This window comes from Bradyrhizobium sp. 613_E4_N2_2 (assembly GCF_052075995.1).
Taxonomy (GTDB): Bacteria; Pseudomonadota; Alphaproteobacteria; order Rhizobiales; family Xanthobacteraceae; genus Bradyrhizobium; species Bradyrhizobium barranii.
On the sequence record NZ_CP197234.1, the window covers coordinates 7646182 to 7658271 of the forward strand.

General features: G+C 66.0%; 11 protein-coding genes. 7 read left to right on the forward strand and 4 right to left on the reverse strand.

The features are described from left to right. Positions 1-137: 137 nt before the first annotated feature. Positions 138-1058 (reverse strand): LysR substrate-binding domain-containing protein, encoded by a 921-nt coding sequence (locus AB7290_RS36155; RefSeq protein ID WP_085399833.1) that lies wholly within the window; start codon positions 1056-1058, stop codon positions 138-140. A 125-nt stretch (positions 1059-1183) separates the two neighbouring features. Here AB7290_RS36155 and AB7290_RS36160 point away from each other — a divergent pair, with 125 nt between their 5' ends. The 4 genes from AB7290_RS36160 to mdlC all read left to right on the forward strand — a co-directional run bounded on the left by AB7290_RS36160 (position 1184) and on the right by mdlC (position 6096). Continuing rightward, on the forward strand, positions 1184-2353 hold the full coding sequence (locus AB7290_RS36160) for an acyl-CoA dehydrogenase family protein (RefSeq protein ID WP_063985425.1): 1170 nt from the start codon (positions 1184-1186) through the stop codon (positions 2351-2353). Between the two features lie 9 nt (positions 2354-2362). Further along, on the forward strand, positions 2363-3466 hold the full coding sequence (locus tag AB7290_RS36165; RefSeq protein WP_085399832.1) for a CaiB/BaiF CoA transferase family protein: 1104 nt from the start codon (positions 2363-2365) through the stop codon (positions 3464-3466). A 15-nt stretch (positions 3467-3481) separates the two neighbouring features. Next, positions 3482-4333, forward strand: coding sequence for an FAS1-like dehydratase domain-containing protein (locus tag AB7290_RS36170; RefSeq protein ID WP_085399831.1), 852 nt, complete (start codon positions 3482-3484; stop codon positions 4331-4333). 140 nt (positions 4334-4473) lie between these two features. Continuing rightward, a complete protein-coding gene (gene mdlC / locus AB7290_RS36175) occupies positions 4474-6096 on the forward strand; it encodes a benzoylformate decarboxylase (protein WP_085399830.1) in 1623 nt (540 codons plus the stop codon). A gap of 109 nt (positions 6097-6205) precedes the next feature. Here the strand turns inward: mdlC and AB7290_RS36180 are convergent, their stop codons facing one another. Continuing rightward, positions 6206-6982, reverse strand: a complete 777-nt coding sequence (locus AB7290_RS36180) for an SDR family NAD(P)-dependent oxidoreductase (RefSeq protein ID WP_063985429.1) — start codon at positions 6980-6982, stop codon at positions 6206-6208. 75 nt (positions 6983-7057) lie between these two features. On the opposite strand from AB7290_RS36180, the gene AB7290_RS36185 reads away from it, so the two are divergent. Then, a complete protein-coding gene (locus AB7290_RS36185) occupies positions 7058-7519 on the forward strand; it encodes a MarR family winged helix-turn-helix transcriptional regulator (protein ID WP_085399839.1) in 462 nt (153 codons plus the stop codon). A gap of 139 nt (positions 7520-7658) precedes the next feature. Here AB7290_RS36185 and AB7290_RS36190 read toward each other — a convergent pair whose 3' ends face one another. After that, positions 7659-8453: an SDR family oxidoreductase gene (locus tag AB7290_RS36190; protein WP_085399829.1), complete on the reverse strand. Its 795-nt coding sequence runs from the start codon at positions 8451-8453 to the stop codon at positions 7659-7661. Positions 8454-8546: 93 nt separating this feature from the next. After that, positions 8547-9242 carry a PAQR family membrane homeostasis protein TrhA gene (gene trhA / locus AB7290_RS36195; protein WP_028151267.1) on the reverse strand — a complete coding sequence of 232 codons (696 nt, stop codon included), beginning with the start codon at positions 9240-9242 and terminating at the stop codon, positions 8547-8549. A 179-nt stretch (positions 9243-9421) separates the two neighbouring features. On the opposite strand from trhA, the gene AB7290_RS36200 reads away from it, so the two are divergent. Continuing rightward, on the forward strand, positions 9422-10891 hold the full coding sequence (locus tag AB7290_RS36200) for a YcjX family protein (RefSeq protein WP_085399828.1): 1470 nt from the start codon (positions 9422-9424) through the stop codon (positions 10889-10891). Beyond that, positions 10888-11913 carry a YcjF family protein gene (locus tag AB7290_RS36205; RefSeq protein ID WP_085399827.1) on the forward strand — a complete coding sequence of 342 codons (1026 nt, stop codon included), beginning with the start codon at positions 10888-10890 and terminating at the stop codon, positions 11911-11913. Before AB7290_RS36200 ends, AB7290_RS36205 begins: the two co-directional genes overlap by 4 nt. Positions 11914-12090: the final 177 nt, after the last annotated feature.

Sequence of the window (12090 nt, forward strand, 5' to 3'; positions counted from 1 at the left end):
TAGGACGAAGAGTGTGCTCCTAACGCTCGAGGAGCGCGCGGCCGGCTATAAAATTCCGGCATGACAGCTCGCTCAATATGCGAAGGGCCAGCTGCGGGCTTGTGTCCTAAATTCTCCTGAGAATTCAGCACTGGCCCTCAACTCAACTTGATGTCCCACAGGCCTTCCTTGCGGCAGGCCGCGACTTCCTCGCGCAATAGCGTCGTGATGGCGAGCGACGCCGTTGAGCCCGGGCGGTCGATCGGAGAGGCGAAAATGAGTTCGCGCGTCATCGGCTTGGATACGGGCGCGGTCTCCAGCCGTCCGTCGGCGACCTCACCGTGGACCGACGAGGGCGGCAGCAGCGCGAAGCCGAGGCCTTCCTCGACGAGGCTCGTCAGCACGCGGAAGGAATCCGCCTCGAGCTGGACGTTGAGCTTGATCTTGCGCTGGGCGGCGGCGTGCTCGATCAGCGCGCGGAGACCGTGGGAATGACTGGGCAGCACCAGCCGCTGGCGCAGCAGCCAGCCGACATCGACGCTCTTCTTGCGCGCGAGGCCGCAGCCGCGCGGGCCAACCGCGACGATGTTGTCGCGGCCAAGGCTCTCCACGTTGAGATGCAGATCGGCGGAGCGGCCGTAGAGAATGGCCAGATCCATCTCGCCGCGATGCAGCCATTCGACGAGATGGCCGCTGTAGCTCTCGACGATGCGCAGCGAAATGCCGGGAAATTTTTCGACGCAGCGGCGCGCAAAGCGCGCCGACAGCACGCAACTCACGGTCGGAACCAGGCCGAGCACGACCTGGCCGGACGGCGGCCCCTTGGTCGACTGGATGTCGTCGCGGATCTGGTCGATCTGCCGCACGATGCCGGAGGTGCGTGCCAGCAGGAGACGGCCGGCTTCCGTCAGCACCATGCCGCGGCCATTGCGCGTGAACAATTCGGTGCGCAGCTCGTGTTCCAGCAGCTTGATCTGCCTAGAGAGCGCCGGCTGCGCCACGCGCAACGTGTCGGAGGCCTTGGAGAGACTGCCGAGCTCCGCCACGCAACTGAAGGTCCTGAGCTGCCGGAAATCCATGCTTGCCAATCCTCGAAGGCTACTTCATACGCTATAGCAAATGAGCATAGGGGGCTGGCGATGTTTTCACAACGCCAGAGGATCGGCCGGCGTTATCTTGACTGCCGCTAGATACGGGAAACGCCATGAGTGAAGAACACCACACCGAAGATCACGCCGACATCCGCGAAGCCGTCGCGAAGCTGTGCGCGCAGTTTCCCGGCGAGTACTGGCGCAAGCTCGATCGCGAGATGGCCTATCCCAAGGCCTTCGTCGATGCGCTGACGCAGGCCGGCTATCTCTCGGTGCTGATCCCCGAGGAATATGGCGGCGCGGGCCTGAAGCTTTCCGCCGCGGCTGCGATCCTCGAGGAGATCCAGCGCGCTGGCTGCAACGGCGGCGGCTGCCACGCCCAGATGTACACGATGGGTACGGTGCTGCGGCACGGCAACGACGAGCAGAAGGCAAAATATCTGCCGAAGATCGCAAGCGGCGAATTGCGGCTTCAGGCGTTCGGCGTCACCGAGCCGACCAGCGGCACCGACACCTCCTCGCTGAAGACCTTTGCGCGCAAGGAAGGCAACGACAGCTACATCGTCAACGGCCAGAAGATCTGGACCAGCCGGGCCGAGCATTCCGACCTGATGGTGCTGCTGGCGCGCACTACGCCGAAGGAGCAGAGCAAGAAGCGCACCGATGGTCTTTCGGTGTTCATCGTCGACATGCGCGAGGCCAAGAACAACGGCCTCGAGATCCGCCCGATCCGCACCATGATGAACCACGCCACCACCGAAGTGTTCTTTACCGACATGAAGGTGCCGGCGGAGAATCTGATCGGCGAGGAAGGCAAGGGGTTCCGCTACATCCTCTCCGGCATGAATGCCGAGCGCATCCTGATCGCCGCCGAATGCGTCGGCGACGCCAAATGGTTCATCGCCAAGGCCACGAACTACGCCAAGGAGCGCGCGGTGTTCGGCCGGCCGATCGGCCAGAACCAGGGCATTCAGTTTCCGATCGCCAAGGCCTACGCCTCGATGCGCGCGGCCGAGCTGATGGTGAAGGAAGCGACGCGCAAATACGAGGCCGGGCTCGACTGCGGCGCGGAGGCCAACATGGCCAAGATGCTGGCGGCCGATGCGTCGTGGGAAGCGGCAAACGCCTGCATCCAGACCCATGGCGGCTTCGGCTTCGCCGAGGAATACGACGTCGAGCGCAAATTCCGCGAGACGCGGCTCTACCAGGTGGCGCCGATCTCGACCAACCTCGTGCTGTCCTACGTCGCCGAGCACGTGCTCGGCATGCCCCGCTCGTACTGAGGTCGCGTCATGGGAGCATTGGACGGGATCAGGGTGATTGCGGTCGAGCAGGCGGTCGCGGCGCCGTTCTGCTCGTCGCGGCTGGCAGACGCCGGCGCGGAGGTGATCAAGATCGAGCGGCCCGAAGGCGATTTCGCTCGCGGCTATGACGCGGCGGCCAAGGGCCAGAGCAGCTATTTCGTGTGGCTCAACCGCGGCAAGCAATCGGCGGTGGTCGATCTCGCAATGAAAGAAGGCTGCGCCGAGCTCGAGAAACTGATCGCGAGCGCGGACGTGCTGATCCAGAATCTCAAGCCGGGCTCGATGGACAAGCTCGGCTTTTCGCGCGAACGGCTGCTGAAGGACTATCCGAAGCTGATCTCGTGCACGATCACCGGCTATGGCGACGAAGGCCCCTACGCCCACCGCAAGGCCTATGACCTGCTGATCCAGGCCGAGAGCGGCCTTGCCTCGATCACCGGCAACCCTGATGGAGCCTCGCGAGTCGGCATGTCGATCGTCGACGTCGCGACCGGCGCCACCGCGCATGCGGCGATCCTGGAAGCGCTGATCGCGCGCGGGCGCACCGGCAAGGGCTGTGACATCCGCATCTCCATGTTCGACGTGATGGCCGACTGGTGCACCGTGCCGCTGCTCAATTCCGAAGCCGGCAATCCGCCGAAGCGGATGGGCCTGCGCCATCCCTCGATCGCGCCCTACGGCGTGTTCACCTCGAAGGACGGCAAGGACATCCTGATCTCGATCCAGAGCGAGCGCGAGTGGAAGACGCTCTGCGTCAAGGTGCTAGACCAGCCCGATTTGCCGGCCGATCCGCGCGTCGCCAACATGGTCGAGCGCGTGCGCAACCGCGATTTCACCGACACGACGGTCGCAGATATCTTCGGCAAGATGACGCGCGACGAGCTGTTGAAGCGGCTGTCGGACGCCGACATCGCCTTTGCCGAGGTCAACACCATGGCCGACCTCACCAATCATCCGCATCTGCGCCGCATCGAGGTCGACACGCCGCAGGGACGTGTCAGCTATCCCGCGCCGGCGCCGATCATCGTCGGCGAGACCCGCGCTTACGGCGCTGTGCCCGCCATCGGCGAGCGGCCGGCCAGGAAGTCATAACAAGAGCGAGGCGTCATGACCGAGAAGCTCGACATCGACCACTTGCGGCAATGGATCGGCCGCAGCACCGAGGCCACCGACATCGTCACCGCGCAGCTCGTGAAGGGCCTGCGCGCGACCCTGTTCCAGGAGGTCGGCGAGCCCAAAGCGGGCGATGCCGCGCCGTTCACGGTGCATTGGTGCCTGGCGCAGCCGGTGTTTCCGATGTCGATGCTCGGCCCCGACGGCCATCCGACCCGCGGCGGCTTCCTGCCGCCGGTGCCGTTGCCGCGCCGGATGTGGGCCGGCGGCGAGATCGAATTCCTGCAGCCGCTGCGCGTCGGCGATGAATCGACGCGGACCTCGCGCATCGCCGACGTGCAGGTGAAATCGGGCACGACCGGCACGCTGTGCTTCGTCTCGGTCGAGCACAGCATCTCCTCGCCGCGGGGCATTGCCATCCGCGAGCGGCAGGACATCGTCTATCGCGAGATGACGAGCAGCGCGCCCGCCGGCGCCAAGGCCCCGCCCCCGCCGCCGAAGGCGCAGCACCGCGAGACGCATGTGTCCGATCCCGTGCTGCTGTTTCGTTATTCCGCGCTGACCTTCAACGGTCACCGCATCCATTACGACCGTGACTACGTCACCAAGGTCGAGGGCTATCCGGGCCTGATCTTCCATGGGCCGCTGCAGGCGTCGCTGATCGTGGAGATGGCGGCGAAGCTGCACGACGGCAAGGCACCGAAGAAATTCACCTATCGCGGCGTGCAGCCGCTGTTCGAGGGCACCGAGTTCTCCATCAACGCCAACGAGACCGAGGCGGGAATGGAGCTGTGGACCGCGAATGCGGAGGGACAGCCGACGATGAAGGGCGCGGCGGTGTGGTAGGCACCGCTATTAGACCCTCACCCTGAGGAGCGCGCCCCTTCGCGCGCGTCTCGAAGGGCGAGGCCACCAGCCGGGCCTTCATCCTTCGAGACGCGCGTTCCGCGCTCCTCAGGATGAGGAATTTACAGGGGACGGAAACCATGTCCAAGAACGGCAAGAGCGGCAGCAAGTCCGTCACCGTGAAGCAGGCGACGCTCGATCTGCTGCGCTCGCTGGGCATCGACAGGGTGTTCGGCAACCCCGGTTCGACCGAACTGCCGTTCCTGAGCGACTGGCCTGATGACATCGACTACGTGCTGGCGCTGCAGGAAGCCTCCGCCGTCGGCATGGCCGATGGTTACGCGCAGGCGACGCGCAATGCCGGCTTCGTCAATCTGCATTCGGCGGCCGGCGTCGGCAACGCGCTCGGCAATATCTACACCGCGCACCGCAACCAGACGCCGCTCGTGATCACCGCGGGCCAGCAGGCGCGCTCGATCCTGCCCTTGCAGGCGTTCCTCTATGCCGAGCGCGCCTCGGAATTCCCGCGGCCTTACGTCAAATACAGCGTCGAGCCGGCCCGGCCCGAGGACGTTCCGGCCGCGATCGCGCGGGCCTATTACACCGCGATGCAGCCGCCCTGCGGGCCGACCTTCGTGTCGATCCCGATCGACGACTGGGCGCATGCGACCGCACCGGTCGAGGCGCGCAAGGTCAGCCGCGAGATCGGGCCCGAGCCGGACGCGATGAAGGCGCTCGTCGCCGCGCTCGGCTCAGCAAAACACCCTGCCCTCGTGGTCGGCCCCGGCATCGACCGCGCCGGCGCGGTCGATTTGATGGTGCGCGTGGCCGAGAAAGCCAAGGCCAGCGTCTGGGTCAGCCCGTTCTCCGCGCGCTGCTCGTTCCCCGAGCGTCATCCGCAATTCGCGGGGTTCCTGCACGCCTCGCCGGCGCAGCTGTCCGATGCGCTGCGCGAGCACGATCTCGTCGTCGTCATCGGCGCGCCGGTGTTCACCTTCCATGTCGAAGGCCATGCCGCGATCTTCGATGGCGGCGCGACGATTTTTCAGATCACCGACGATCCGGACGCGGCGGCGGTGACGCCGGTCGGCACCAGCATCATCGCGACCATGAAGCCGGCGCTGAGCCTGCTGCTCGACTTGCTGCCGGAGAGCAAACGCGCGACGCCGAAAGGCCGCACGCTGCCGTCGGCGCCGCAGGCCGCCGACCCGCTGCCGGTCGAATTTTTGCTGCATTCGCTGTCGCAGGCGATGCCGGATGACGCGTCGCTGGTCGAGGAAGTGCCCTCGCACCGACCGGCGATGCAGAAGTTCATGCCGATGCGCGGCCAGGACAGTTTCTACACCATGGCGAGCGGTGGCCTCGGTTACTCCCTGCCCGCGGGGGTCGGCATGGCGCTCGGCAAGCCGAAGCAGCGGACGGTGTGCCTGATCGGCGACGGCTCGGCGATGTATTCGATCCAGGCGCTGTGGACCGCCGCGCAACGAAAACTGCCGCTGACCATCGTCGTCATCAACAATTCCGGCTACGGCGCGATGCGCTCGTTCAGCCAGGTGATGCAGGTGAGGAACGTGCCGGGGCTGGAGCTGCCGGGGATCGATTTCGTCAGGCTCGCCGAGGGCATGGGCTGCCATGCGGTGCGGGTGAGCAAGGCCGCGGAGCTGGGCGAGGCGCTCAAGCGCGGAATGGCGTTCGAGGGGACGAGCCTCGTCGAGGTCGTCGTGGATTCGGCGGTGCCGGTGCTGTACGGGCAGAAGCATTAGGGGGGCGCGTAGCCCGGATGGAGCGAAGCGAAATCCGGGAATCGTGGCACAAGCGAGTCGACCCGGATTACGCTGCGCTCCATCCGGGCTACGAACTACGACTACGACATCACGACGCCAAAAATCCCCCGTCCGCCGCGAGCACGTGGCCAACGACATACGACGACGCGTCGGACGACAGCCACACCACGGCCTCCGCCACTTCCTCCGGGCTCCCCATCCGCCGCAGCGGCAGGCCCGCACTGACGGTTGCGACATCGCCGACGCCGGCGCGCAGCATCATGTCGGTGACGACGCGGCCGGGCGCGATGGCGTTGATGCGGATGCCGCGCGGGGCGTTCTCCATCGCGGCCGAGCGTGTCAGCGAGATCGCCGCCGCCTTCGAGGCCGAGTAGAGCGAGAAGCCGGGATTGGGATTGCGCACGCCGCTGACGGAGGCGTTGACGACGATGCTGCCGCGGCCCTGCGCCAGCATCGCCGGCAGTTGATGGCGCAGGCACAGGAACAGCGCACGGACATTGGTGTCGAACACCGTGTCGTAGATCTCCGTGCCCTGCTCTTCCAGCGGCGCGCGGCGCTCCTGGAATCCGGCATTGTTGAAGGCGACATCGAGCCGGCCGCAGCGCTCGACCGCCGTGCGAACCAGCCGTTCGACGTCATCCTCTTGCGTGATGTCGGTTTGGATCGCGATCGCGTCAGCGCCGAGCTCCCGGCACGCTGCGGCGGTGTCCTTGATTTCGGCCTCCCGCCGTCCCGCGACAACAATCGCCTCCGCACCTTCCGAGGCCATCCGCAGCGCCGTGGCGCGGCCGATGCCGCTGCCGCCGCCCGTGACGAGGCAGACCTTGCCTCTCATCCGCATCCCGGCCGGCACAGTTCCGCTCATGGCTCACTCCAAAACGCTTGCGCGCGACGTTGCGCGCATATAGTTGTATGATACAACTATATGCCGGGAGTCAAGATGGCCGAGCTTGCGCTGATCGACGACATCCGCGCCGCCTCGCGATTGATGGTGCGGGAGCTCGGCTTCATGGATGCGACGGTGGCGGCCTCGGACTATCCGCCCTCGGCGGTGCACACCATTTTGGAGATCGGCATCCGCGGCCCGATGAACTCAGGCGACCTCGGCGATTTCCTGCGGCTGGAGAAATCCAGCGTCAGCCGCCTGGTGCGCAAGCTGGTCGATTGCGGCGAGCTGCGGGAGACGCCTGATGAAGCCGACGCGCGCAGCAAGCTCTTGTCGCTGACGGCGAAGGGCCGGCGCACGCTGGAGGCGCTGCACGCGTTCGGACGCCAGCAGGTGCGCGGCGCGCTGGCCGCGCTGACAGAGGCCGAGCAGCGCACGGTGCGCGAGGGCATGATGCTCTATGCCCGGGCGCTGCGGCAGAGCCGCATGGAGGATGAGGGGGAGTCGGCGGCGTAGCCGTATTCTCAGTGTCATCGCCCGCGAAGGCGGGCGATCCAGTATTCCAGAGACGGCTGTGATTCCTCGACAGGCCGCGGCGTACTGGATGCCCCGTTTCCGCGGGGAATGACAGCGGTGCGGGTGGCACCAGCCTACCCTACTTCCCGAACTCCTCCCGCATCTTGGCCTGGATCTTGGCCATGCCGCCGATCCAGCGGTCGTAATTCTCGGTCTTCTTGCGCATGTAACCGAGCACCTGGGGGTGCGGCAGGATCAGGAACGTCTCCTGCTCGAGGCCGGCGAGCACGTCTTTCGCGACCTGCTCCGGCGTGAGATCGCCGTCGCCGGATTGCGGGCCCTTCGGGATCGAGCGCAGCATGTTGGTGTCGACGCCCTGCGGGCAGAGGATCGACACCTTGATGTTGTGGGCCTTGTGCGAGATCGCGAGGTTTTCGGCAAAGCCGACCGCGGCGTGCTTGGTGGTGGAGTAAGCGGGGCTTCCGACCTGCGACAGCAGACCTGCCGCCGAAATCGTATTGAGAAAATATCCGCCGCCGCGCGCCTTCATGCGGGGAATGAGATACCGAGCCGCATAGACATGGGCCATGACATGGATCGCCCAGCTCCGCTGCCACGGCTCGTCGGAGGCGCCGCCGGCATTGACCGACATCGGATCGAAGCCGCCGCCGATGCCGGCATTGGAGCAGAACAATTCGATCGGGCCGAACTGCCGTTCGGTCTCCTCGATGACGTGGGCGATCTCTTTTTCCTGCGCGACGTCGCATCTGAAGGCCGCGCCATCCACCGTGGCGGCGACGGCTCTTGCATTGGCGGCGTCCATGTCCGCGACGACGACCTTGGCGGCACCCGCCTTGTGGAAGGCCTCGCACAGCGCCTTGCCGATGCCGTTTGCGCCGCCCGTGACGACCACGACCTTGCCGGTCACCTGCATGCGACGTCTCCTCTTTGTCTTGTAGCGCTTCTCTTTTCGGATAGCGCTTCGCTATCTTATACCGCTTCGCTTATTCCGCTTCGCGGATCTTGCTCAGCTCAACACGAGGTCGAGCACCGCGGTATAATGGCACGCCGCGCCGGCCAAGACAAAGCCGTGCCAGATCGCATTCTGGAAGCGCAGCCGCCGCCAGGCATGGAAGATCACGCCAAAGCTGTAGAGCAGGCCGCCCGCAAGGATGAAGCCCAGCACCAGCGCAGGCAGCGCCTTGACCACGGCGTCGTAGACCATCACGCCGCTCCAGCCCATCGCGAGATAGATTCCGACTGCGACGCGGTCGAACCGGCCGGGGTAGAGAAGTTTCAGCACGATACCCAGGATCGCGACGCACCAGACGCCACCGAGCAGCACCAGCGCGAACACACTGTCCCTCACCTCGAGGATGAACGGCGTATAGGTCGCCGCGATCAGCAGATAGATCGCGCAATGGTCGAATCGCCGCAGCAGCCATTTGGCCGGCGAGACCGGCCAGAGATTATAGGTCGCCGACAGCACCAGCATCGAGAGCAGGCCGGCGACATAGATCGAGACCCCGACGATGTTGGTGGCGTCGGCATAAACCGCCGTCAGCACCACCAGGACCGTGGCGGCGACGATGCCGCAGAACACGCCGATCGCGTGGATCACGCCGTCCGCGATCAATTCGGCACGGTCGTAGTTCCAGCCGATCGCGTCGGCCGCGGCGTGGACGGAGGTGGATGCAAGCTGTTTCAGCTGGAAGACGGTCATGGCAATCCGCAAGGCTAAGACAATGCCCTCTTGTAGGGTCTTTCGCGATCGGCGCATCGTTCAAACGGCTGATTTGCCGACAAAGGCGGTGGAAGTATGAAGCTTGATTTTCCCTACGCAATTGCCACTTTTGTGAACGGCTTCACTGTTCCGCCCGCCCCGAGATCAATCACGTTCATATGGCATTCAGTTTCCAGGATATGGTCGAAGAAGCGCGGCTGTCGGCCAGGGCGCTGATCGACTATGGTGAGCACTTCTTCAACCCGACGGTGCGTCTCGGGGTCACCGGCCTGTCACGGGCCGGTAAGACCGTATTCATTACCGCGCTGATCCACGGCCTCACCCGTGGCGGCCGCTTTCCGGTGTTCGAGGCCTATGCCTCGGGCCGGATCGCGCGGGCGCATCTGGCGCCGCAGCCGGACGACGCCGTGCCGCGCTTCGCCTATGAGAACCATTTGCGCGCGCTGCTCGAGGAGCGGCGCTGGCCGAACTCGACCGTCGACATCAGCGAACTCAGGCTCGTCATCGACTATCAGCGCCAGAACGGCGCCGATCGCACATTGACGCTCGACATCGTCGATTATCCCGGCGAGTGGTTGCTCGACCTGCCGCTGCTCCAGAAGAGCTATGAGCAATGGTCAGCCGAAAGCCTCGCGCTGTCGCGCGAGGCGCCGCGCGCGCATCTTGCGGGGGATTGGCACGCGCATCTCGCGACGCTCAAGCCCGAGGCGCGCGAGGACGAGCAGGCGACGCTGACGGCGGCAAAGCTCTTCACCGGCTATTTGCGCGCCTGCCGCGACGAGCGCTTCGCGATGAGCCTGCTGCCGCCCGGCCGCTTCCTGATGCCCGGCAATCTCGCCGACACGCCGGCGCTGACTTTTGCGCCGCTCGACGTGCCTGTGGGCGGCCAGGCACCGGACGGCTCGCTGTGGGCGATGATGGTCCGCCGCTTCGAGGCCTACAAGGACGTCGTGGTGCGGCCGTTCTTCCATGATCATTTTGCCCGGCTCGATCGCCAGATCGTACTGGCCGATGCGCTCGCGGCGTTCAACTCCGGCCCCGAAGCGCTGCACGATCTCGAAGCCGCGCTTGCCGGAATTCTCGACTGCTTCCGCATCGGCCGCAGCACGTTCCTCTCCAGCCTGTTCCGGCCGCGTATCGACCGCATCCTGTTCGCGGCGACCAAGGCGGACCATCTGCATCATTCCAGTCACGACCGGCTCGAGGCGGTGCTGCGCCGCGCCGTCACCCGCGCGGTGGTGCGCGCGGAAGATACCGGCGCGGAGATCGACGTGGTGGCGCTCGCCGCAGTTCGCGCCACGCGCGAGGCCCAGGTCGCGCATGGCCGCGACAAATTGCCGTCGATCCTGGGAACGCCAGCGGCCGGCGAAAGCGCCGGCGGCGAGTTCTTTGACGGCAACACGGAGGTTGCGACCTTTCCGGGTGACCTGCCGCAGGACCCCGAGCCGCTGTTCAACGGCACCGGCGCGTTCCGGGGCCTCGCGACCGAGGCCGCCGAGAAGAGCGATTTTCGCTTCCTGCGCTTCCGTCCGCCAAAGCTCGAACGCGAGGGCAATGACGAGCCGGCGCTGCCACACATCCGCCTCGACCGTGCCCTGCAGTTCCTGATCGGAGACAAGCTGTCATGAACGATCGATCCAAGCCGCGGCGGCCGGCGACGTTCCGGCTCGACGATCCCGGCGTCGTCGTCACCGAAGCCGACGAGACCAGCCGGCTCGGACGCGCCACGATCCAGATCACGCCGGAGCACGATCCGCAGGCATTGCCGGTGCCGATCGAGGCCGCGCTTCCGGCGCGGCGCGGCTTTCCCTGGGGCACGCTGTTCTGGTCCGGGCTCGGCGGGCTGACGCTGCTCGGCACCGGGCTCGGCGTGGTCCGTCTGATCGAGGATCTGTTTGCGCGCAGCGAAACGCTCGGCTTCGTCGGCCTCGCATTCGCCTTCGTCACCGCACTGGCGCTCGCGGTGGTGATCGGGCGCGAGGCCTTCGGGCTGGCGCGCCTTGCAACCATCGAGAAGCTGCATGCGCGCGCCGCCGCGGTCCTTGCCAGCGACGATCGCAAGGAGAGCCGCGTGATCGTGCAGGACCTGCTGAAGATCGCGCACCAGAACCCGCAGCTCGCCCGCGCGCGCGCCACGCTGGAAAGCCACACCGGCGATATCATCGACGGCGCCGACATGATCCGGCTTGCCGAGCGCGAACTGATGTCGCCGCTGGACGCGGAAGCGCGGCGGCTGGTGTCGTCGGCCGCACAAAAGGTCTCGATCGTGACCGCAGTTTCGCCGCGCGCGGCGATCGACGTATTGTTCGTGTTCGTGGCCGCGTTGCGCCTGATCCGTCAGCTCGCTTTTCTCTATGGCGGCCGCCCCGGCGCGCTCGGCATGATCCGCCTGCTCCGCCACGTGATCGCCCATCTCGCCATCACCGGCGGCATGGCCGCGAGCGACAGCCTGGTGCAGCAGATGCTGGGCCATGGGATTGCGGCAAAGCTGTCTCAGCGGCTTGGCGAAGGTGTGCTGAACGGATTGCTGACCGCGCGGCTGGGTCTGGCCGCGATCGACGTGACGCGGCCGCTGCCGTTCGCGGCGCTGCCGCCGCCAAAACTGTCGGACCTCGCGACGGATCTGCTGCGGAAGAAGGACGAGGAGTAGCGGCGCTATCCGCGCCATCGTTCGCGCCATTCGCCGGACCGACCCATGGCGCGCCGTCTGAAAGAGCGAAGCTTAAGCTCGCGGTTCATCGGGAAAGTCGAAGCTGACAATGATAAACCCGACCGCACCAAACACCAACAGCGCCAGGAACAGTGCCGCAACAGCAAAGGACCACAC